This is a genomic window from Janthinobacterium sp. BJB426 (assembly GCF_002735705.1).
Classification (GTDB): Bacteria; Pseudomonadota; Gammaproteobacteria; order Burkholderiales; family Burkholderiaceae_D; genus Janthinobacterium.
This window is the reverse complement of record NZ_PDZL01000007.1, coordinates 50,020-71,369: the sequence shown is the minus strand read 5'-3', so window position 1 is coordinate 71,369 and position 21,350 is coordinate 50,020. Positions and strand designations below refer to the sequence as shown.

At 62.7% G+C, this 21,350-nt stretch carries 17 protein-coding genes and 1 tRNA gene; 5 read left to right on the top strand and 13 right to left on the bottom strand.

All coding sequences use genetic code 11. The features are described from left to right. Positions 1-24: 24 nt before the first annotated feature. The 9 genes from CSQ93_RS13490 to CSQ93_RS13450 all read right to left on the bottom strand — a co-directional run bounded on the left by CSQ93_RS13490 (position 25) and on the right by CSQ93_RS13450 (position 8,477). Positions 25-948 (bottom strand): glycosyltransferase family 2 protein, encoded by a 924-nt coding sequence (locus CSQ93_RS13490; RefSeq protein ID WP_099378469.1) that lies wholly within the window; start codon positions 946-948, stop codon positions 25-27. A gap of 109 nt (positions 949-1,057) precedes the next feature. Further along, positions 1,058-2,149 carry a redox-regulated ATPase YchF gene (ychF, locus tag CSQ93_RS13485; protein ID WP_034778348.1) on the bottom strand — a complete coding sequence of 364 codons (1,092 nt, stop codon included), beginning with the start codon at positions 2,147-2,149 and terminating at the stop codon, positions 1,058-1,060. A gap of 215 nt (positions 2,150-2,364) precedes the next feature. Continuing rightward, on the bottom strand, positions 2,365-2,949 hold the full coding sequence (gene pth, locus CSQ93_RS13480) for an aminoacyl-tRNA hydrolase (protein WP_099378468.1): 585 nt from the start codon (positions 2,947-2,949) through the stop codon (positions 2,365-2,367). A gap of 115 nt (positions 2,950-3,064) precedes the next feature. Next, entirely contained in the window at positions 3,065-3,673 is a 609-nt protein-coding gene (locus tag CSQ93_RS13475) for a 50S ribosomal protein L25/general stress protein Ctc (RefSeq protein ID WP_099378467.1), read from the bottom strand. Between the two features lie 167 nt (positions 3,674-3,840). Next, positions 3,841-4,791 (bottom strand): ribose-phosphate pyrophosphokinase, encoded by a 951-nt coding sequence (locus CSQ93_RS13470; protein ID WP_034753270.1) that lies wholly within the window; start codon positions 4,789-4,791, stop codon positions 3,841-3,843. Positions 4,792-4,941: 150 nt separating this feature from the next. Next, a tRNA-Gln gene (locus CSQ93_RS13465) sits at positions 4,942-5,018 on the bottom strand. Between the two features lie 78 nt (positions 5,019-5,096). Continuing rightward, positions 5,097-5,981 carry a 4-(cytidine 5'-diphospho)-2-C-methyl-D-erythritol kinase gene (gene ispE, locus CSQ93_RS13460; protein ID WP_099378466.1) on the bottom strand — a complete coding sequence of 295 codons (885 nt, stop codon included), beginning with the start codon at positions 5,979-5,981 and terminating at the stop codon, positions 5,097-5,099. Further along, on the bottom strand, positions 5,978-6,628 hold the full coding sequence (locus CSQ93_RS13455; protein WP_099378465.1) for an outer membrane lipoprotein LolB: 651 nt from the start codon (positions 6,626-6,628) through the stop codon (positions 5,978-5,980). Before CSQ93_RS13455 ends, ispE begins: the two co-directional genes overlap by 4 nt. 61 nt (positions 6,629-6,689) lie before the next feature. Continuing rightward, positions 6,690-8,477, bottom strand: a complete 1,788-nt coding sequence (locus CSQ93_RS13450) for a tetratricopeptide repeat protein (protein WP_099378464.1) — start codon at positions 8,475-8,477, stop codon at positions 6,690-6,692. A gap of 167 nt (positions 8,478-8,644) precedes the next feature. Between CSQ93_RS13450 and mutM the strand changes: the two genes are divergently transcribed. Genes mutM through CSQ93_RS13425 form a run of 5 tightly spaced genes read left to right on the top strand, consistent with a single transcriptional unit; the run spans position 8,645 to position 15,017 of the window. Beyond that, positions 8,645-9,481, top strand: coding sequence for a bifunctional DNA-formamidopyrimidine glycosylase/DNA-(apurinic or apyrimidinic site) lyase (mutM, locus tag CSQ93_RS13445; RefSeq protein WP_099378463.1), 837 nt, complete (start codon positions 8,645-8,647; stop codon positions 9,479-9,481). Between the two features lie 34 nt (positions 9,482-9,515). Continuing rightward, on the top strand, positions 9,516-11,417 hold the full coding sequence (locus CSQ93_RS13440) for a dynamin family protein (protein ID WP_099378462.1): 1,902 nt from the start codon (positions 9,516-9,518) through the stop codon (positions 11,415-11,417). Positions 11,418-11,440: 23 nt separating this feature from the next. Then, positions 11,441-12,604, top strand: coding sequence for an A/G-specific adenine glycosylase (mutY, locus tag CSQ93_RS13435; RefSeq protein WP_099378461.1), 1,164 nt, complete (start codon positions 11,441-11,443; stop codon positions 12,602-12,604). Further along, on the top strand, positions 12,604-14,406 hold the full coding sequence (locus CSQ93_RS13430; protein WP_099378460.1) for a sensor histidine kinase: 1,803 nt from the start codon (positions 12,604-12,606) through the stop codon (positions 14,404-14,406). The genes mutY and CSQ93_RS13430 overlap by 1 nt, the downstream gene beginning before the upstream one ends. Continuing rightward, complete coding sequence (locus CSQ93_RS13425) at positions 14,403-15,017, top strand: response regulator transcription factor (RefSeq protein WP_099378459.1); 615 nt, start codon at positions 14,403-14,405, stop codon at positions 15,015-15,017. Before CSQ93_RS13430 ends, CSQ93_RS13425 begins: the two co-directional genes overlap by 4 nt. On the opposite strand, the gene CSQ93_RS13420 is transcribed toward CSQ93_RS13425, so the two are convergent. The 4 genes from CSQ93_RS13420 to CSQ93_RS13405 form a co-directional block, all read right to left on the bottom strand. Then, complete coding sequence (locus CSQ93_RS13420) at positions 15,014-18,235, bottom strand: molybdopterin dinucleotide binding domain-containing protein (protein ID WP_099378458.1); 3,222 nt, start codon at positions 18,233-18,235, stop codon at positions 15,014-15,016. The two genes, CSQ93_RS13425 and CSQ93_RS13420, sit on opposite strands and share 4 nt — an antisense overlap. A 10-nt stretch (positions 18,236-18,245) precedes the next feature. Then, positions 18,246-19,352, bottom strand: coding sequence for an NrfD/PsrC family molybdoenzyme membrane anchor subunit (nrfD, locus tag CSQ93_RS13415; RefSeq protein WP_099378457.1), 1,107 nt, complete (start codon positions 19,350-19,352; stop codon positions 18,246-18,248). Between the two features lie 3 nt (positions 19,353-19,355). Beyond that, positions 19,356-20,066, bottom strand: a complete 711-nt coding sequence (gene dsrO / locus CSQ93_RS13410; protein ID WP_099378456.1) for a sulfate reduction electron transfer complex DsrMKJOP subunit DsrO — start codon at positions 20,064-20,066, stop codon at positions 19,356-19,358. Positions 20,067-20,211: 145 nt separating this feature from the next. Next, positions 20,212-21,348 carry a deoxyguanosinetriphosphate triphosphohydrolase gene (locus tag CSQ93_RS13405; RefSeq protein WP_099378455.1) on the bottom strand — a complete coding sequence of 379 codons (1,137 nt, stop codon included), beginning with the start codon at positions 21,346-21,348 and terminating at the stop codon, positions 20,212-20,214. Positions 21,349-21,350: the final 2 nt, after the last annotated feature.

Genomic DNA, 21,350 nt, shown 5'->3' with positions numbered 1-21,350 from the left:
TCTTATGTATTGCAATCGCATTATCTATCGCCGCGGCATCTCCTTCAATCCCCGGCGGCGGCGCAATTCACGTAAAAAAGTACCTCTACGCCAATACTTGAGCCAATAGATGGGTTGTGGCGGCCACAGGCCCAATGAATAAAAGATTCGCCGCAGCAAAGCTTTCATGGCAAGCAGTGCACACTGGACCGGAGAAATGTAGCGCTCCCGACTCAGCTTGCCGCATAGCGTTGCGACAGCTTGCAAAACATTCACGGGATTTTGCATATGCTCCCACCAGAACGCATGCTCGCTGTGCTGCCGGTCCAGGTAGGCATTGCTGCGCCTGCCAGACTGGATCAGGATGGCGCCGATACGGGGAAGGGCCAGCATCGGCCGTCCTGCACGATAGGCCCGGTGCAGCCAGGCCTGCGACGGCCAGCAGCGCAACTCCCACGACGGTTGCCATGGACCAATTTGCAAGGCCAGCTCACGCCGCATGACCCACAAGGTAGCCGGCACATTCATCCACGGACAATAAGGACTCAGTGCATCAGTTAGTGCCCCGTCAATGTGATGCCCTGACAAGCCTATGCCCAGTCCTTGAGCAAAGACCAAATCGGCCCCGCTGCGCTCGAGGACATCGATACTGCTTTGCAAATGATCGGGCAACCATAGGTCGTCGTGGTTCAGGAATGCGAGATAGGTGCCGCGCGCCAGGCTGACGCCGAGATTGTTGGGCCCCGTCTGTTCGCCGTAATTGGTTTCCAGATTCACAAAGCGGATGCGCGCGTCGCCGAACGCGGCGACCACCTCGGCGGTATCGTCGGTGCAGCAATCGCCGACAATAATCAGCTCCCAATCCTGCACGGTGCTGGCGAGTACCGATTGAATCGCATACCCGAGGATATTGCTCCGGTTATACGTGGCCATGACAATGGCAACGAGCGGTTGTCTCTCTGACTGCATGGCAAGCCTTTCACATCACAGACAAAAAAATGCCGCGCAGGTCACTGAGCGGCATTTCGCAATGGACGAATGCAGTATGTTGCTGGCGCTCGCCAGCAAGCATCTGTCCTTAGACGTTGAACAGGAAGTTCAGCACGTCGCCATCCTTGACGACATATTCCTTGCCTTCGGCGCGCATCTTGCCCGCTTCCTTGGCGCCCGCTTCGCCCTTGTAGGCGATGAAGTCGTCATAGGCGATGGTTTGCGCACGGATAAAGCCGCGTTCGAAGTCGGTGTGGATCACGCCGGCTGCTTGCGGCGCCGTGTCGCCCACATGGATGGTCCAGGCGCGCACTTCCTTCACGCCAGCCGTGAAGTAGGTTTGCAGACCCAGCAGTTTGTAGGCGCCGCGGATCAGGCGGTCCAGGCCTGGCTCTTCCATGCCCATGTCGGCCAGGAAAGCGCCCTTGTCGGCGTCGTCCAGGTCGGCGATTTCCGCTTCCAGCGCCGCGCAGATGGCGACGATAGGGGCGTTTTGCGATTGCGCATAGGCCGTCAGCTGGTCCAGCAACGGGTTATTCGTGAAGCCCGTGTCGGACACGTTGGCCACGAACATGGCCGGCTTGGCCGTGATCAGGCACAGCGGCTTGATCAGCTCCATTTCGTCGGCGTCCAAGCCCATGGCGCGCACAGGCTTGGCATCGTTCAGGTAAGGCATCATGCGTTCCATGATGGCCAGCAGCTTGGCCGCGTCCTTGTCGCCCGAACGGGCTTTCTTGTTTTCGCGGTGGATGGCTTTTTCCACGGTGCCCATGTCGGCCAGTGCCAGTTCGGTCTGGATGACTTCGATATCGTCGAGCGGATTGATCTTGCCGGCCACGTGGATGACGTTGTCATCTTCGAAGCAGCGCACGACGTTGACGATGGCGTCCGTTTCGCGGATGTGCGACAGGAACTGGTTGCCCAGGCCCTCGCCCTTCGATGCACCAGCCACCAGGCCGGCGATATCGACGAATTCCACGATGGCGTTGACCATGCGTTCCGGCTTGACGATGGCAGCCAGCGCATCCATGCGTGGGTCCGGTACTTCGACGACACCGACGTTCGGCTCGATGGTGCAGAACGGATAGTTTTCAGCCGGGATGCCGGCTTTCGTCAGTGCATTGAACAGGGTGGACTTGCCGACGTTCGGCAAGCCGACGATACCGCATTGGAGACTCATGGAAAACCTTTAATAATCAAAGCACATGGCGCCGTCTATCGGCGTGCTTGCCGTGCTGTTAGGGAAAACGGGACGATGCTTCGCCCTTTTCCGGGGATAGTGCGTGTGCTGCATTTCAAGGGGTCAATTGTACCCGTGTCGCGCGCGCTTCAAAAGCCCGATGATGGGCAAATGACGCCAAAACAGCCGTATCGTGACGCCATCAGGCCCTGTTCTCAGGCCGTATGCAGCTTCATGGTTGCGGCCTCGAACTTGCCTTCGATGATCTGCGGCATGACCTGCAAGGATTTTTCTATCGCTTGCTCGATCAGTTCCTGGTCTTCGCGGCGCGGGCGGTGCAGCACGAAGTCGGCCACCTGCTGCTGCAGGCTCAGGGTGCGCGGGTGGCCGATACCCAGGCGCAAGCGCCAGTAATCCTGCGTGCCCAGCGCGGCCGTGATGTCCTTCAAGCCATTGTGGCCACCGGCCGAGCCGCCCTTTTTCAGGCGCGCGATACCGGGCATCAGATCAAGTTCGTCGTGCACGACCAGCACTTCATCCGCGGCGATCTTGAAGAAACGCGCCAGCGCGCCCACGGACTGGCCCGAGCGGTTCATGAAGGTCAGCGGTTCGAGCAGCCACACTTCGTTGCCGCCAATGGAAGTCTTGGCCAACATGGCGTTATAGCGCGAATCGCGCTGCAAGCGCGTGCCGGGCAAGCTGTTGGCAAGGTTGTCCACCAGCCAGAAGCCGGCATTGTGGCGGGTTTGTTCGTATTCGGGTCCCGGGTTGCCGAGGCCGACGATCAGGCGTATGGGCATGGCTGTGTCTGCAGTGTAAAAACGTATTATCGGTGAAAACGGGCAGAAAAAAACCCGTCCGGAGCGAACCGGACGGGTTTTTCCTTGCGACTACCGCATTGCTGCGGCGGCAGAATTACTTCTTGTCAGCAACAACTTCAGCAGCAGCGGCTTCAGCAGCAACGTGGCCAGCCGGTACCGAAGCGGTAGCGATGGTCAGGTTGGCGCCGTGGGTGACAGCGGTCACGCCAGCTGGCAGGACCAGGTCGCCAACGTGCAGCGAGTGACCGACTTCGATGTTCGACAGGTCAACGTTGATGAATTCTGGCAGTTGGCCTGGCAGGCACGAAACTTCGATTTCGTTGGCTACGTGGCTGATGGTCGCGCCGTGCAGTTTGACTGCTGGGGAAACGTCAGCGTTTACGAAGTGCAGCGCCACTTTCACGTGGATAGCTTGCTTAGCATCAACGCGCTGGAAGTCAGCGTGCAGAACCAGTTGTTTGTATGCGTGGACTTGGAAGTCGCGCAACAGAACTTGCTGGGAAACGCCGTCGATTTCCAGATCCAGGATCGACGAGTGGAACACTTCTTTTTTCAACGCATGGTACAGGGCGTTGTGATCCAGCGAGATCAGCACAGGGGCTTCAGCGCCACCGTAGACGATACCAGGGGTTTGGCCGGAAATGCGCAGGCGGCGGCTCGCTCCGGAACCTTGCAATTCGCGTTTAAATGCGATAACTTTCATGTGAAACTCCAAGAAGAACAAGGCTTGCGCCTTGTGTTATGAAGACTCCCGCGACCAGGAATCCTCGAAAATGGGTGCAAAACACCCCGAAAACTAAAACACTGCGGCGCAACAGGCAAAAAGCCGGTCGCGCCGCAGGCATTACGTCTGTTGCTGCTCTTACCGAATTAATCGATGAACAGCGAGATGACCGAGTCACCCTTGATGATGCGTTTGAACGTCTCGGCCAGCAGCGGCGCGCACGTCAATTGACGGATCTTGCCGCAGGCCAGGGCCGCTTCGGACAGGGGGATCGTATCGGTCACGACCAGCTCATCGAGTGGCGAGGCCGAAATACGGTCGATCGCCGGGCCCGACAGCACTGCGTGCGTGCAATACGCCACGACTTTTTTCGCGCCGCGCTCTTTGAGCACTTCGGCAGCCTTGGTCAAGGTGCCTGCCGTGTCGACCATGTCATCCATGATCACGCAGTTGCGGCCTTCGACTTCACCGATGATGTTCATCACTTCGGACACGTTCGCTTTTGGACGACGCTTGTCGATGATGGCCAGGTCGCAGCCCAGGCGTTTTGCCAGGGCGCGCGCACGTACCACACCGCCGACGTCCGGCGACACCACCAGCAGATCCTGGTAGTTTTTCTTTTGCAGGTCACCCAGCAAAATTGGCGAAGCGTAAATATTGTCGACTGGGATATCGAAGAAACCTTGAATCTGGTCAGCGTGCAAGTCCATGATCAGGACGCGCTCGACACCGGCTTCTTCCAGCATGTTCGCCACCACCTTGGCCGAAATCGCCACACGCGCGGAGCGGGGACGACGGTCTTGGCGGGCATAGCCGAAGTAAGGAATTGCGGCGGTGATACGGCCAGCGGAAGCACGTTTCAAGGCATCAACCATCAGCATGATTTCCATCAGGCTGTCGTTGGTTGGAGCACAGGTGGATTGCAAAACAAAAACATCCTTGCCGCGTACGTTTTCGTTAATCTCGACCATTACTTCGCCGTCGGAGAATTTCGAAACGTTTGCTTTACCGAGAGGGATGCCGAGGTTTTTTGCGACCCCCTCTGCCAACGCTGGATTCGCGTTGCCGGTAAAAACCATCAGGTTTTCGTAAGCCATGGGAGTCCCAAGAGGTGATATAGAAGTCTTGAAAAGCACTAACCGGGCATAGGCCCGGTCAGTCATTGTTTAGAATATGCCGCGTGGCGACACATCTGCTTTTTCCCGTACTGGACGCTAACTTCGCATCGACAGACTACGGTGAAATGGTGGCAGGGGAAGAAGGATTCGAACCTTCGCATGCTGGAATCAAAATCCAGTGCCTTAACCAGCTTGGCGATTCCCCTACGTTACTGACTGCTTGCCGTCATGTTGGCCAGTATTATACCGACTATTTGACGCTAAGCAAAATCTTTTTTTGCTCTCTACAACATGGTGAGCATCGGGTGGCGATTCAGCGCTTTTGCCTTCCAGGCGATCCAGACTGGTGGCACATTGCTGAGCACCGCATCCGCTTCTTCCTGACTATCAAACGCACCAAACACACAAGCACCGGAACCAGTCATCCTGGCCTCACCGTAAGCACCCAGCCATTCTACCGCATCTGCTACCGGCTTGAAAAGACTGCATGCCACTTGCTGTAAATCATTCTTACCAAACCCGCCCGCATCGCTTCCTTCTGCGAGGTGCCTGGAAAAGTCCGCTATTGTGACGGGTTCGGTATTTCTCGTCAAGCCTTCCGCGCAAAAAATTGCGGCGGTAGGCACTTGCACGCCCGGCTCGATCACCACATACCAACATTCGGGCGTGGCGACGGGCTGCAGGGCTTCGCCCACGCCTTCGGCAAAGGCGTTTTCGCCAAAGATGAAAAACGGGATATCGGCGCCCAGCGGCAAGCCCAGCGCCATCAATTCCTCGCGCGTCAAACCCGCCTGCCACAGGCGGTTCAAGGCCATCAGGGCCGTGGCCGCATCGGACGAGCCGCCACCCAGGCCGCCGCCCATGGGCAGCACCTTGTCGATGGCGATATCGACGCCGCGCGGCAAGGCACCCGTGCGGCGCAGCACTTCGGCCTGCAGCAGTTTCGCGGCGCGGATGATCAGGTCTTGCTCCTCCGGCACGCCGGTCAGTGCCGTCACGCGGTGGATCGCCGTGTCGTCGCGCAACGCGAAGTGCAGGGTGTCGCCATGGTCGAGCAACTGGAACACCGTCTGCAGCAGATGGTAGCCATCGGCGCGGCGGCCGTTGACGTGCAGAAAGAGGTTCAGTTTGGCCGGTGCCGGGCAGTTATTCAGGGTCGTCAATGTCATGGTGCAGGTACGGATGGGGCGGGATCGAGCACGATGCGCAGCGAGACGGCATCGGCTTGCGCGCTGGCATTGCGTTCGGCATCGATACGCCGCGGTTGGGGCAAGGCGCCCGGCGTATTGTCGGCCGCATTTTGCCCTACTTCTTGCCACGACACATAGCGCAGGCGCCAGCCGTCTTTGGTCGTCACGCTGTCGTTGGCCGGTGAAGCGACGAAGCGCTTGCCATCGGCGCCCACGGCATAGCCCTGCAGCCAGTCGCGCAAGCCCGACACGGGCAAGGACCAGCCCAGCATCTGCGCGCTCAGGGTATCGACATCGGGCGCGCTGCGCGGCGCCTTGCCGCTTTGCGTCAACACGGCTTGCTGCGGCGTGACGGCGATCGTCGCCAGGGTGCTGCCGACGGGCGAGTACAAGGTCACATCCGTGCGCTGCGCCGTCTGCTGCCAGTTGAAATTGACGGTGGCCGATTCGGGCTTGTCATCTTTCTGGTACACGACGTTTAAACGGCCCGTCAGCTCGACCTGTTCGCGGTAAGCAGCGACGGTTTTACCGGAGGGTGCGGCGCCAGACGAAAAGGGGGCGGTCAGGGTCGAGCAGGCCGAGAGGGCCAGGCAGACCAGTGTGAGGGGGAAGAGTTTTTTTAACATGGGCACAAGGAAAAACCAGCGCCATGGCGCTGGTTTTTTATAGTTGAGTTAATCGGTTCAATCACAAACTGACATTCAAGCGCGCCAGGGTACTTTTCAGCGCATCGTTTTTCGGGTCCTTGCTGCGCGCTTCGCGCCACAGTTTTTGCGCTTCATCCTTGTCGCCCTTCTGCCACAGCACTTCGCCCAGGTGGACGGCGATTTCCGGGTCGCTGCGCACGGCATACGCGCGGCGCAGCGCGTTTTCCGCGGCGGCCAGGTTACCCATGCGGAACTGCACCCAGCCCATGCTATCCATGATGAACGGGTCGCCCGGCGCCATCTGCAACGCTTTTTCGATCAACGCATGGGCCTCCTCAAGGCGGATGCCCCGTTCGGCCAGCGAGTAGCCCAGGGCGTTATACGCATGCTGATTGTCGGGCGCCAGCGCCATCACGCGGCGCAGGCTCGCTTCCATCAGCTCGAGTTTATCCAGGCGCTCGGCCAGCAAGGCGTAGTCGTACAGCAGTTCCGGATTGTCGGGGAAGCGCAGCAAGGCATTTTCCAGCACCGTATAGGCGCTTTGCACGTAGCCGGCATCGCGCAGGAATTGCGCGTCGACCAGCAGCACCTGCGCCTGGCTTGCCGGATCGTCCGTTTCGATTTCCGTCAGCGCCTTGCGCGCCGCATCGAGATTGCCGCCACGGGCGATCAGCTGGGCGCGGCGCAAGCGCGCCTCGACATAACCGGCGGAAGCGCTGTTGTCGACCTTGTCCAGCCAGGCGATGGCGCCGGCCGTGTCGCCGCGCGTCTCGGCGATCTGCGACAGTATCATCAAGGCCTTGAACGGATCGCGCGCGTCGCCAGGATTTTTATCCAGCACGGCCAGGAAGCGCTTGAAGTACTGCTCCGCGCCCTTGGTGTCTTCCAGCTGCAGCGCCACGATGCCCAGCGCATACAGGCCGCCCACGTTATCGGGCTGGCTTTTCAACAGCAGCAGGAACTGGTCGCGCGCCGGCTCCAGCTGTTTTTGCTCGACCAGCAGGCGCGCGTACGCGCCGCGCACTTCGACAGCATCCGGATTCTTTTGCAGGAACGTGGCCAGCACCTTGTTTGCCGCTTCGGGTTCGCCCGTCACCTGCGCCAGGGTCAGTGCGGCCAGCTCGGAGTTCGGCTTGATCGACAGCGCCTTGTTCGCTTCGCCGATGGCGCGTTCACGCTCGCCAAGCGACAAGGCGCCCTGCGCCAGCACCAGGTGCGCTTCGAACATGTCCAGGTAAGGCTGCACCAGGCGCGTGAGCATGGCATACGCAAACAGCTTGTCATTCGAGCGCGACAGGATTTGCTGCATCTGGAACAGGGCCACGCCGCGCGCGCCCCCTGGCGCATTGGCCAGGCGCTCGGCGAAGATCGGCTCCGCTTCCTCGATCTTGTCCGTCAACACGACGAAGCCGAGGAAGAACTGCGTCGCCTCGTCGGAATCGGGCGCCAGCTCGCGCCACAGACGGATGGCCGCCAGCGCTTCGCTTCCCTGCTTGGCGGCCAGCGCCATTTCGGAAGCGCGGCGCGCCAGGCGCGGGTCGCGCGTCTGCTGCGCCGCCACCATCATCGTCACGTACGGCCCTTGCCACTGGCCGCTCTTGAATTCCATTTCAGCCTTGGTCAGCTTGTACAGCAAGTCGCTGCTCAATTCGACCTTCGGCAGCCCGTCGCCGCCGGCCCCCTCCTTGGAGGTGTCCGGCTCCTGCGGCGCGGCGGGCGCGGCCGCAGTGGGGCCGGCCGCGGCATCGGCGGGGGCAACAGGTGTCTGTGCCATGGCATGCGTGGCCATCAGGGCGGACAAGGTTACAATGGCGAAAGCGTTTTTCAAAGGCTGATCCTGGCTAAACGGCAAAGTCTGATTCTACGCCCAACGCGGCTATTGCGTACTTCACGTATGTAACGAAATATATATGTCGTGGCGACGCAGCGTGTCCGGGCCAGCCATCGGCCGGCAACCCGCCTGTTTTTTACCCGGTTTTCCACCATTCGAGCCCTATGCCAGAATTGCCAGAAGTCGAAGTCACACGGCGCGGTGTCGCGCCCCATCTCGAAGGGCGCGCCGTGCGCTCCGTCGTGCTGCGCCGCGACGGCCTGCGCTGGCCCTTCCCCCCTGCCCTGGGCGAACAACTGTCGGGGCAAACCATCGGCCTGACGGGGCGGCGCGGCAAATACCTGCTGATCCACTTCCGCCACGGCACCCTGATCATCCACCTGGGCATGTCGGGTCATTTGCGCGTGCTGCCCACGGGGACGGAAGCGCAAAAACACGACCATTTCGACCTCGTCGTGGAAGACGCGGACGGTGGCAGCGAGGTGCTGCGCATGACGGACCCGCGCCGCTTCGGCGCCGTGCTGTGGCATGACGAGGCCGACGGACCGCTGGACGGCCACGCTCTCCTGCGGGGACTCGGCACGGAACCGCTGGAAGGCGGCTTCACGGGCCAGCTGCTGTTCCAGAAAACGCGTAACAAAGGCACCAACATCAAGCAGGTGCTGATGGCGGGCGACATCGTCGTCGGCGTGGGCAATATCTATTGTTCCGAAAGCCTGTTCCGCGCGGGGATCAACCCAAAGACGCCAGCCCGGCGCATCGGCCTGGCCCGCTATGAGAAACTGGCGCAATCGATCCGCGACGTGCTGGCCGAAGCCATCGTGCAGGGCGGCAGCACCCTGCGCGACTTCATCGGCGTGAATGGCCAGTCCGGCTACTTCCAGCAGACGTACTTCACGTACAACCGCGCGGGCAAGCCATGCCGTGTGTGCGGCGCACCGATCCGCCAGATCGTACAGGGACAGCGTTCCACGTTTTACTGCGTGAATTGTCAGAAATAGCGGTCAAAAGTAAGTCATGGAAAAAGGGAGCCAGATGGTCAGGGACTTGGAACAATACAGCGCGTGGCGCCAGGACGTGCAGGCCGCCTTGCAGGCATACCGGCAAGCCGCCAGCGCGGCGGGCCTGGTCGACGGCGCCTCCGCGCTGCGCCTGGCGCGCTGTGTCTCCCGCCTGACTGACGACCGTTTATCTGTTGCCTTCGTGGCGGAATTCTCGCGCGGCAAATCCGAGCTGATCAACGCCATCTTCTTTGCCGGCTACGGCCAGCGCATCCTGCCCTCGGGCGCGGGCCGCACCACCATGTGCCCCACCGAGCTGCTGTACGACGCGGCCTGGCCGCCATCGATCCGACTGCTACCCATCGAGACGCGCGCGCAAAACCTGTCGACCAGCGACTACCGCGACCTGCCCGCCGCCTGGACCATCCTGCCCCTGAACATCGAGGCGGGCGACGACATGCAGGAAGCCATCCGCCAGGTGAGCCTGACGAAAAAAGTCAGCGTCGAGGAAGCGGCACGCTATGGCCTGTACGACGCCGACGACGCGGATGCCCCCGCCATGCTGGACGAGGACGGCCAGGTGGAAATCTCCATGTGGCGCCACGCCATCATCAACTTCCCCCATCCGCTGCTGAAACAGGGCCTGGTCATCCTCGACACGCCCGGCCTGAACGCCATCGGCACGGAACCGGAATTGACCCTGAACCTGATCCCGAACGCGCACGCGGTGCTGTTCATTTTGGCGGCCGACACGGGCGTCACGCGCAGCGACATCGAGGTATGGCGCAACCATATCGGCGCCGGCGCGGGGCGCCTGGTGGTGCTCAACAAAATCGACAGCATGTGGGACGAATTGCGCGGCGATGCCGAGGTGGCGCAAGCGATCGAACGCCAACAGGCCAGCGTGGCGCATCTGTTGACACTGGACCCTGGCCAGGTATTCCCCGTCTCCGCGCAAAAAGCCCTGGTGGGCAAGATCAACCACGATGCGGAGCTGCTGGAAAAGAGCCGCTTGCAGGCGCTGGAGACGGCCCTGTTCGAGGAGCTGATCCCCGCGCGCAAGGACATCATCCGGCGCCAGTTGGCGTTCGACCTGGACGCCATCGAAGCGGCGCAGCAGGTGCAGGCGGCGGCCCGCGCGCGCGGCATCGCCGAGCAGCTGCACGAGCTGCACAGCCTGCGCGGCAAGAACCAGAGCGTGATCGCGCACATGATGCGGCGCATCGATATCGAGAAGAAGGAATTCGACAGCAGCCTGTTCAAGCTGCAAGCGACGCGCGCCGTATTTACGCGCCTGTCGACGGAGCTGTACACGAGTCTCGGCATGGACATCGTGCGCGACGATATCGATGGCGTGCGCGCGGCCATGCAGCGCAGCCGCTTTTTCACGGGCCTGCGCGAAGCCGTGCGCCAGTATTTCGAGCGCATCGCCAGTAACCTGGACCGCTCGGAAGGCAAGACGTCCGAGATCACGGAAATGATGAACGTGATGTACCGCAAATTCGCTTCCGAGCATGGCCTGGCGCTGGCCTTGCCGATGCCGTTTTCACTGGCCCGCTACCGCCAGGAAATCGCCGACATCGAAGCCGTCTACCATAAGCAATTCGGCACGGCGACCCTGCTCACCACCAGCCGGGTCGTGCTGATGGAAAAATTCTTCGACACCATCGCCTCGCGCGTGCGCCGCAGTTTCACCAACGCCAACGACGACGCCAGCGCCTGGCTGAAAGTCATCATGGCGCCGCTCGAAGCGCAGATCGTCGAATACAAGGAACAGCTGAAACTGCGCTTTGCCTCGATCCAGCGCATCCACGACGCCACGGGCAGCCTGGAACAGAAAATCGCCGGCTTTGAAGCGAGCCTGGCGGCGCTCGAACGCGACAAGGCGCAGCTGGCGCAATTGCTCGCTGCCCTGCGCGCCGCCAGCGCAACATAAACAACAGAACACTGGAACCCTGCATGAAACGTTTGCTGCATCCGCTCTCGCCCGTCACGGGCGCGGCACTTTTTGAAGATTACGTCGACCCGACTTTTTCCGCCACCATCATCGCCTGGCAAAAGCAGCACGGCCGCCACGCGCTGCCATGGCAAAACACGCGCGATGCCTACCTGATCTGGCTGTCCGAAATCATGCTGCAGCAAACGCAGGTCACGGCCGTTCTGGGCTACTACGCGCGCTTCCTCGAACGCTTCCCCACCCTGCGCGACCTCGCTAGCGCGCCCGTCGAAGACGTGATGGCGCAATGGAGCGGCCTTGGTTACTACACGCGGGCGCGCAACCTGCACAAGTGCGCGCAGCGCGTGGTGGCCGAATACGACGGCGTGTTCCCCAGCGACCCGGCCCTGCTGGCCGACCTGCCCGGCATCGGCCGCTCGACTGCGGCCGCCATCTCCGCGTTTTCCAGCGGCACGCGCGCGGCCATCATGGACGGCAACGTCAAGCGCGTGTTCGCGCGCACGTTCGGCATCGATGCCTATCCCGGCGAGAAACGGGTCGAGGAAGCCATGTGGCGCCGCGCAGAAGCGCTGCTGCCTGAAACAGGTATCGAAGCCTACACACAGGGCTTGATGGACTTTGGCGCCACCCTGTGCACGCGCAGCAGTCCCGACTGCGGCCGCTGCCCCTTGCAGCCGCGCTGCGTGGCCTACGCCACCGGCCGCACCAAGGATCTGCCGGTACGCAAACCGAAGAAAACCAGCCCGGAAAAGCACGCCGTCATGCTGGTCATCATCGACGATGGTCAGGTGCTGCTGGAGCAGCGCCCCGGTTCGGGTATCTGGGGCGGCTTGCTGTCCTTGCCCGAACTTGATGGCCACGTGCTGGCCGGAGAGGAGTGTCCGCGAGAAATAAACGAGGATGCTCTCATGCGCGCCGTGGCCCCGTTTGGCGCAATCGAAACGCAGGAACGGCTGCTGCCCATCGTGCACGTGTTTACGCACTACAAACTGCACATCGTCCCCTGCCGCATCACCCTGGCGCGGCGTTTGGCGCTGGCCGGGGAAACCACGCACGTCTGGTATGACGGCGCGAAAATCGCGGACGCGCCGCTGCCCGCCCCCATCAAAAAACTGCTGCTGGATCTGTTCGGCGATGCGCGTTCGGCGCAGCGCAGCATGTTCTAGTGCGCAGGCTTGTCCTACTGGCGCTGGCGCTCCTGCTCGCGCCAGTGCATGCCGACACGGCACTGCCGGAGGTACGCATTGGCGTGCTGGCCTACAAGGGCGGCGACGCCGTGCAGCAAGACTGGTCGTACGTGACGCGCCACCTGCAGGCCAGCATCCCCGGCATCCGTTTCATCCTGGCCGACTATGACCAGGCGGGCCTGACGCGCGCCGTGCAGTCGCAAGCGATTGCCTTTGCCATCACCAGCAGCGGCCACTACGTGGCGCTCGAACACAGCGACGGCGCCAGCCGCATCGCCACCCTGGAATCGCCGTGGACGGAGTCACCGCGCCAGGCCATCGGTTCGGCCATCGTCGTGCGCAGCGCGTCGCCCCTGCATGACCTGGCCGACCTGGCGGGCAAGAACGTGATGGCCGTGGCACCTGACGCCTTTGGCGGCTACCAGATCGCCGCGCGCGAATTGCGCGAAGCGGGCATCGACCCCACGCATGATTTTTCCAGCCTGCGCTACAGCGGTTTTCCCTCGCAGCAGATCATCGACGCCGTGCGTGCGGGGCGCATGGATGCGGGCATCGTGCGCACCTGTTTGCTCGAACAGATGGTGACGCGCGGCGAAGTGCGCGCCGAGGAACTGCGCGTGATCACCACGCGGCCGATTCCCGGTTTTCGCTGCGCCAGCTCGTCGCGGCTGTATCCGGACTGGCCCTTTGTGGCTCTGCGCCAGACGCCGCCCGCGCTGGCGAAAAAAGTGGCGCAGGCCCTGCTGGCCATGCCGCGCACCGAAGAAGGCTATAGCTGGACGGTACCCAGCGATTACCAGATCGTCGATGAACTGTTCCGCGACTTGCACATCGGCCCCTACGCCTATCTGGACAAGCTGACATTCGAGACGGCGCTCCGCCGCTACTGGGGCTGGATGCTGCTGGTGCTGGCCCTGCTCGTGGCCTGGGCCGTGCACACGGTGCGCGTGGAATACCTGGTCAGCCGGCGCACGGAGCAATTGCGCGCGGCCCAGCACCAGCAGCGCGCGCTGGAAGAGCAGGCGCGCCAGCGCCAGGCCACGCTCGATCACACGGCGCGCCTGGCGATTCTGGGCGAGATGGCCAGCGCCATCGCGCACGAATTGAACCAGCCGCTGGCGGCCATCGGCAATTTCGCGCGCGGCATGGCGCGCCGCATCACGGCGGGCAGGCTCGATGCGGCGCCGCTGCTCGACGGCGCGCAGGAAATTGCCACGCAAAGCGAGCGCGCGGGCGCCATCATCCGCCACATCCGCGCCATGGCGCAAAAGCGTCCCGCGCACAGCACGGCCTTCGCCCTGGCCGACGCTGTGGAGCAAGCGGTATCGCTGTTCCGCGCGGCCCATCCGCAAGCGAAGATAGCCTGGAGCCACGACAGCGCCAGCCCTGACGCACGCGTGCTGGCCGACCCGCAGCAAGTGCAGCAGGTACTGCTCAATTTATTGAAAAATGCGCTCGACGCGCAGGTGGAAGGCGACAATCCCGTACACCTCATCGGCGTGCTGCTGCACCGTGAAAACGGCGCCTGCACGGTGGCCGTGCGCGATGCCGGCTGCGGCCTCGATGCGGCGCAGATGGCCCGCCTGTTCGAACCGTTTTTCACCACCAAGGCCGAAGGCCTGGGTCTGGGCATGTCGCTCAGCAAAAGCATCATCGAATCGTTCGGCGGCAGCCTGTCGGCGCACGCCAATGCCGATGCGCCCGGCTTGACGGTCTGGTTCCGCCTGCCCGAAGATAGCGGCATGGACGCGCACAAGGAAAGACAAGAGAAAACACCATGAATGAAAGCGATGCGATCATCTTTGTCGTCGACGACGACGCCGCCATGCGCCGCTCGCTGGCCTATCTGTTCGATTCGGCTGGCTGGAAAGTGGAGACGTTCGAGTCCGCGCGCGACTTCCTGCAGCGCTACGAGGGCCATGCGCCGGGCTGCTTGCTGCTCGACGTGCGCATGCCCTTGATGAGCGGGCTGGAACTGCAACAGGAGCTGTCGCGCCACGCCATCGCGCTGCCCGTGATTTTCCTCAGCGGTCACGGCGACCTGGCCATGGCCGTGCAGACGATGAAGGCAGGCGCCTGCGATTTTCTAGAAAAACCGTGCAAGGACCAGGTACTGCTGGATGCCGTCTCGCGCGCCGTGGCCCGCAGCGTGGCAGAAAGCCGCAGCGCCGCCAGCGCGAATACGGCGCAAGCGGCGCTGGCGACACTGACGGCGCGCGAGCGCGAAGTGGCGTTGCTGATGGCCGAAGGCAAAGCCTCGAAAGTCATCGCCCGCGAACTGGGCATCAGCGACAAGACGGTGCAGGTGCACCGCCATAACACGATGGAAAAACTGGGCCTGCATTCAGCAGCCGAGGTGGCCCGGCTGCTGATGGCCAGCGGAGAGATTTAAGCCCGCACGATGCGCGCCGGCAGTCCCTGCCGCACTGACGTGCCCGAGACGGGATCGACAAACACGTTCTTGTCGCCGCGGCTCGGATCCGTCAAGCCCAGGTCGTTGAGGTTGATGCCGGCGCCGATGGCCGGTTCATCGGGCTGGCGCGACTTGCCGATACGGTGGGCGCGCGCGCCGTGCTCCTTGTGGCCGAAACCGTGTTCGATGGCGATCACGCCCCGCTGCACGCCATGGCGCAGCATTACCGTGGCCCTGGCCCTGCCGCCCGGCGTTTCCAGGTAAATGGTATCGCCATTTTGCAGCTTCAGGCGCGCCGCATCGTCGGGGTGCACAGCGACCGGGTTGTCGGGGTGGATGCCGCGCAAACGCCGCGCGCCGATGCTGTACGAGTTTTGCAGCGCGGATTTAAAACTGATCAGCTCGAACGGCCATTCGCTGGCCGGATAAGTCTTGCGCACGGGCGTGCCGTCGGCAAACGCCGCGACCCGCCACGCGGGCGTACCAGGAAAACGCTTGCCGCTCAGGCTATTCTTGCTCACACCCAGGCCCTCGTTGTACAGCATCATCGGTTTCAGATAGCGGTGCGTGGACCAGTCCTGCGGATATGGCGTCTCGTCGATCACAGGTGCAGGAGCTGCCGGTGCCTTGGCATTCGCCGCTGGCGGCAGGCGCAGGCCGAACATCTCGCCATAGCTCTGGTAGCGGCCTCCCCGCGCCAGCATGAAGGCCACCTTGCGCCACTCTTCCGGCTTCAGGGTGCGCTCCAGTTCGGGGCGGATGCGCGCCACGCCGGACAGGTCGATATCGTCGTCGCTGGCGTCAGGCACGGACGTTTTCCCTTGCCAGGCGATGTTGGCGCCGCCGCGCAGATACCAGTCTTCCGCGCGCTGCAGGGGGAAGCGCTGGCCATCCATGTCTTGCAATGCGTCCGGGCCAAAGCCGGGCAAGGCCATCGTTTTCGCCAGCGCGATGAAGAACGATTCCATGCAGATGGTCTGGCCGTCCGGCGTCTTTTGCACGCGCGGTTCGACCACGGGCCAGCGTGCCGTGCTCATTTTGACGGGCATGCCGCCCCAGGCGCCGGCCCAGCCCCAGCTTTCATACAACAAGGTATCGGGCAGCAGGTAGTCGGCAAACGCCGAGCTTTCATTGATGAAGGGGTCGATGGCGACGATAAGGGGAATCTTCTTCGGATCGGCCAGTTCCTTGCCGATCTGCGCGCGCAAGCCAGTGATGCCGTAGACGGGATTGCAGCTCCACAGGATCAGCGCCTTCAAGGTATACGGATAGCCGTTCATGGCGCTGGTAAGCCATTCGGTCGCCAGCGCGGGCGCATTCGGATACCACGGCGCCTTGGCCGGATACGCCTTGCCCGCTTCTTTCTTCAGCTTGAATTCCGACGTTTTTTCATACGGCACATTGCGCCCTATCGGCATGCCGGCCGCCTTGATCTCGCCGTCGAAACTCTCGAGGTTGTAGCGCGGACCGGGTCCCGCATCCTTGAAGCTGCCGCCATTGACGAGGGTGCCGCCCTTGCGGTTCAAATTGCCGATCAGGGTATTGAGCATGACCAGCGCATACGCGTTATAAAACCCGGCGCCCGACATCATGCCGCCGTGCGCATTGACGGCCGCGCGCTTGCCATGGCTGGTCAGTTCCTGCGCCAAGCCTTCGATGATGTCGCGCCCGATGCCACAGGCAGCCGAGTATTCGTCCATGCTGTGGCGCTGCGCTTCCTCGTTCAGCATCGTCATGGCCGTCTTCAGGTGCAGCGGCGCGCCAAGCACGTCCAGCGGGCCGTCGAAGAACAAACGCCCTTCTCCCTTGGCGGCATTGTGCGGCACGATGGCTTGCGTGGCGGCGTCGATCACGCAGTAGGCGTCGCCATCCTTGTAGCGCTCTTCTTCCGCCAGCTCCACGGCGCCGATGTCCGACGCGCGCAGGTAGCGGCCGTCGCGCGCGTGGCCCTTCTCGTTGATGATCAGGTGCGTGGCGTTGCACCAGGCGGCTTCGCCCGCCGCTTCCGCCACCTTCAGATTCGGCTGGACGAGGAAGTTGCGGTCATAGCGTTCGTGCTCAATGATCCAGCGGATCATTGCCATGGCCAGCGCGCCATCCGTGCCCGGCTTGATCGGCACCCAGCGGCTGCGGTCGCCCGCGGCCAGGCTGTCCGCATTCGTCAGCACGGGGTCGACGACGACGTAGCTGAATTCGCGCTTGCCGGAACGTGCCTTGGCGATCAAGGTGCCCTGGCGTTTGAACGGGTTGCCCGCATTGCCCGGCGCCGTGCCGACGAAAATGCAGAACTCCGTGTTTTCCAGATCCACTTTCGCGTGCGGCATTTTCTTCATGTCGCCGAACATGGCGCCCGAGCCGCTGCGGTAGGCGCCGCCGCAATACGAGCCGTGGTTGACCAGGTTCAGACTGCCGTACGACTGCTTGAAAAAGCGCGTGCCGAACGCCAGGCGGCCATCATCGGTGCTGCACATCAGGCCCACCTGATTGACTTGCGGGCCCAGTTCCGGCTGCGCCGGATCGATCGGCTTTTCCAGCTCGCGCAAGGCGCGCAGTCCCTGCACATGGCCTTCGCCAAACAGGTCGCCGCCTTCCGTCACTTCCTTGACCAACTGGTCAAAAGCGATCGGCTCCCACTGGCCGCCGCCGCGCGGACCCACGCGCTTCATGGGTGCCAGCACGCGGAACGGCGACTCCATCTGTTCCAGCACGCCGTTGCCGCGGCCGCAAGCGGTGGAGCGCCCTTTCAAACCCTTTTCCTGGAAGCGCGACAGCGACACAAAGCTGTCGCGTATCGAGGTTTGATATGGCAGCGCCGGGTCGGCCGACAGGGGGCTGTATGGGTTGCCCGCCACGCGCAAGACCTTGCCGCTTCTTTTATCGAGGCGCACGCGCACGCCGCAAAACGTGGTGCAGCCCATGCACATGGTGTAGCTGACCTGCTGGTCCGGATTGACGGTCAGCTTGCCCGTGGCCGTGTCGACGGAAAACTCGGGCGGCAGGGAATTGCCATGTAGTTTCTGCACAGGCTTGTCCTTGCCCAGCGCGTGGTCGACCATGCGGCCGGCCGTGGTGGAAAAGCTGGCGGCAAACGCGGCCAGGCCGCCGCCGATGGCGCCGTAGCGCAGCAGCTTGCGGCGCTTTTCGTTTTCGTCTTCAGGGCCGTCGTTGCGGTCGTCGTTGTTTGTGCGTTCGTTCATTTTTGACTCCTCAGTGCGTGGCCATGGCGGGACGGTTGCGCAGCATGCGTCCCGCCCATGGCAAAAATTCCAGCATCAGCAACAGCAGCGCGATCCACAGGCCGGCCGTGCCGACAATCCCCATCAAGCCATCGTTCCCCATCGGCAGGTGGTAGTCATACAGGCCGGCGCCCGTTTTCGGGATCGTCTGGCCGCCGATGAAAATCGTCCAGCGCATCATCCAGGCGCTATGCAGCGCGATCAGGCCATTGGCCAGGCCGCTCGTGGCCGGGCGCCAGATGGCCAGCGCCATCGGCACGATGGACGACAGCACGGCCCAGACGGCCGTGAACTGCCATTGCGGCATGCCAGCCACCTGGGTAAAGGCCATGCTGTGGCTGGCGCTCACGCCAGAGAGGCTCACGAACAGCCAGCCGCCGCCCAGGGCCAGCACCAGCGCCAGCGACAGGGCCAACGCCCGGTTCAGCGACACTTCCAGCGCCTTGTCGCGACCCGGCAGGAAGCGGTTGAACAGCAGCGCCAGACCCACCGCTCCCACGAATGCCGTGGCGGCAAATTGCGCCGGCAGGAATGGCGTGAACCACAGGGGCCTGGCACGCACCACCATCACTTCCATGCCCGTGTACAGTCCCACCACGAAGGCGGCCAGCAAGGTGAAAGCGGCGGCGGTGACGATGGCCTTGCGCGATGCGGCGCCACCGCGCCCGGCCAAGCGGTAAAGGAAGGCCAGACGGTCCTGTCCCTGCCCCCGCGTGGCGAAGTCCACGCGCAGCGCCAGCCACGCGTACAGCATCAGACAGCCCAGATACAGGGGAATGAAGAACGAGCCCCACGACATCCACGACTGCGGCTGGAAGTAAATATAGAAATGGTAGAAGCGACCCGGCCCGTGCAGGTCGGCCAGCAGCGCCACGGGCGCCGTCATGCCGCAGACGAGGGAGGCCAGCAGCGCGATGCGCCCCAGGCGTTCATACGCCTTGCGGCCGAAAACGAAGTACGGCAGGGTCAGCATGAAGCTGCCGTAACTGAGGCCGATGAGGAAAAAATACTGCACCGCCCACGGCAGCCATGCCGCCTCGCGCGTGACGTTGAGAATTTCGGTGATGTGGCTGTCCATGGTTTATTTCCCGTGTTTGCTCGGTTGCCAAAGAGTCGCTTCGCCTTCGACGTGGCCGGCGAAGCGCGTGTCCAGTCCCAGGTAGAACACGTGGGGCTGGGTGTCCTGCTCGGGTTTCAGCACCTTCACCTTGTTCTCGGTCAGCAGCTGGTGCACCATGCTTTCCGGGTCATTCAGGTCGCCGAAGATGCGCGCGCCGCCCACGCAGGTTTCCACGCAGGCCGGCAGCAAGCCTTCGTCGACCCGGTGCGCGCAGAACGTGCATTTGTCGGCCTTGCCCGTTTCGTGGTTGATGAAGCGCGCGTCGTACGGGCACGCCTGCACGCAGTAGGCGCAGCCCACGCAGCGGTCGCCATCGACGACGACGACGCCATCCTTGCGCTGAAAGGTGGCGCCCACGGGACAGACGGGAATGCAGGGGGGATTGGCGCAGTGGTTGCACAGCCGTGGCAGCATATAGGTGCCGCAGCGGTTTTCTTCCTTGACTTCATAGGTCGAGACGACGGTGCGGAAGCTGTTTTCCGGCACGGCGTTTTCCATGATGCAAGAGACCGTGCAAGCCTGGCAACCGATGCATTTCTGCACATCGACCACCATCGCCCAGCGCTGGCCGCCTTCGCCCTTCGTTGCGGCCTTGCTGGGCAGCGGCGCGATGGCCGCCCCGATGGTTACGGCTGGCAAGGCGCGCAAGAAACTGCGGCGCGATTCAATCATGACACTCTCCTTGACTATGGGCGGCAAGCCCTTGTTGACTTGCTGCCATGATAGAAAAGAAGGTGCTGCGGGGATATTGGGGTGATCGGGTGGGGACCTAGATGATCATGCCAATTGACAGAGGAGAGGAATGGGGGTAATGCGCTTACAGCTCGTCGAGCGAATACAGCCTGCGGTGCTCGCGAATCGCGTAGCGGTCTGTCATGCCGGCGATGTAGTCGGCGATCTTGCGCGCCTGGTGCGTGACGTCGCCATCCTTGAGTTGATAGTCGGGCGGCAGCAGGGCAGGTTCGGCCATGAAGCTGTCGTACAGTTCGCGCACGATGCGGCTCGCTTTGACGCGCATGCGGTTGACCTGGTAATGGCGGTACAGGTTCGCCCTTAAAAAGCGTTTCAGTTCCGTCGCATCCTTGCGCATGGCATCCGAAAAACGGATCAGTGGGGCACTGGCGCGCACTTCGCTGACGTCGCGCGGCGCCGCGTCGAGGATCAACGCATTCGATGTGACGATCAGATCGTCGGCCAGGGCCGTGATCAGGCGGCGCAGGGTTTCGTAAATGGCGCGCCGGCCGGACAGGCCGGGAAACGCCTGCTGCACCTCGCGCCACAGACGGCCGAAGAATTCCACCTCTTCCAGCTGGGCGATGGTGATCAGGCCGGAACGCAAGCCATCATCGATATCGTGGCTGTTGTAGGCGATTTCGTCGGCCAGGTTGGTCAGCTGCGCTTCCAGGGTCGGTTGCGTGCGGTCGATGAAGCGCTGTGCCACCGGGCCCAGTTCGCGCGCATGCGCCAGCGAGCAGTGTTTTAATATGCCTTCGCGCGTCTCGAACATCAGGTTCAAGCCATCGAAGGCGCCGTAGTGCTCTTCCAGCGTGTCGACCACGCGCAGGCTTTGCAGGTTGTGCTCGAAGCCGCCGTGCGCCTGCATGCATTCATTGAGCACGTCCTGGCCCACGTGGCCGAACGGTGTGTGGCCCAGGTCATGCGCGAGCGCGATGGCTTCGACCAGGTCTTCGTTCAGGCGCAGGTTGCGCGCGATGGAACGCCCCACTTGCGCCACTTCCAGGCTGTGCGTCAGGCGCGTGCGGAACAAATCTCCCTCGTGGTTGAGGAACACCTGCGTCTTGTATTCGAGGCGGCGGAAGGCCGAGGAATGGATGATGCGGTCGCGGTCGCGCTGGAACTGGCTGCGCGAGGCGTGCGGCGCCTCGGCAAAGCGACGTCCCTGCCCCTGTGCCGAATGGGCCGCATACGGAGCGAGGAAGTCTTCGGGCATCATGA

What these genes read in the sequence shown, in the direction of transcription:
- CSQ93_RS13490 (WP_099378469.1), bottom strand. Translation starts at nt 948, where the DNA reads ATGCAGTCAGAGAGACAACCGCTCGTTGCCATTGTCATGGCCACGTAT.
- ychF (WP_034778348.1), bottom strand. Translation starts at nt 2,149, where the DNA reads ATGAGTCTCCAATGCGGTATCGTCGGCTTGCCGAACGTCGGCAAGTCC.
- pth (WP_099378468.1), bottom strand. Translation starts at nt 2,949, where the DNA reads ATGCCCATACGCCTGATCGTCGGCCTCGGCAACCCGGGACCCGAATAC.
- CSQ93_RS13475 (WP_099378467.1), bottom strand. Translation starts at nt 3,673, where the DNA reads ATGAAAGTTATCGCATTTAAACGCGAATTGCAAGGTTCCGGAGCGAGC.
- CSQ93_RS13470 (WP_034753270.1), bottom strand. Translation starts at nt 4,791, where the DNA reads ATGGCTTACGAAAACCTGATGGTTTTTACCGGCAACGCGAATCCAGCG.
- ispE (WP_099378466.1), bottom strand. Translation starts at nt 5,981, where the DNA reads ATGACATTGACGACCCTGAATAACTGCCCGGCACCGGCCAAACTGAAC.
- CSQ93_RS13455 (WP_099378465.1), bottom strand. Translation starts at nt 6,628, where the DNA reads ATGTTAAAAAAACTCTTCCCCCTCACACTGGTCTGCCTGGCCCTCTCG.
- mutM (WP_099378463.1), top strand. Translation starts at nt 8,645, where the DNA reads ATGCCAGAATTGCCAGAAGTCGAAGTCACACGGCGCGGTGTCGCGCCC.
- CSQ93_RS13440 (WP_099378462.1), top strand. Translation starts at nt 9,516, where the DNA reads ATGGTCAGGGACTTGGAACAATACAGCGCGTGGCGCCAGGACGTGCAG.
- mutY (WP_099378461.1), top strand. Translation starts at nt 11,441, where the DNA reads ATGAAACGTTTGCTGCATCCGCTCTCGCCCGTCACGGGCGCGGCACTT.
- CSQ93_RS13425 (WP_099378459.1), top strand. Translation starts at nt 14,403, where the DNA reads ATGAATGAAAGCGATGCGATCATCTTTGTCGTCGACGACGACGCCGCC.
- CSQ93_RS13420 (WP_099378458.1), bottom strand. Translation starts at nt 18,235, where the DNA reads ATGAACGAACGCACAAACAACGACGACCGCAACGACGGCCCTGAAGAC.
- nrfD (WP_099378457.1), bottom strand. Translation starts at nt 19,352, where the DNA reads ATGGACAGCCACATCACCGAAATTCTCAACGTCACGCGCGAGGCGGCA.
- dsrO (WP_099378456.1), bottom strand. Translation starts at nt 20,066, where the DNA reads ATGATTGAATCGCGCCGCAGTTTCTTGCGCGCCTTGCCAGCCGTAACC.
- CSQ93_RS13405 (WP_099378455.1), bottom strand. Translation starts at nt 21,348, where the DNA reads ATGATGCCCGAAGACTTCCTCGCTCCGTATGCGGCCCATTCGGCACAG.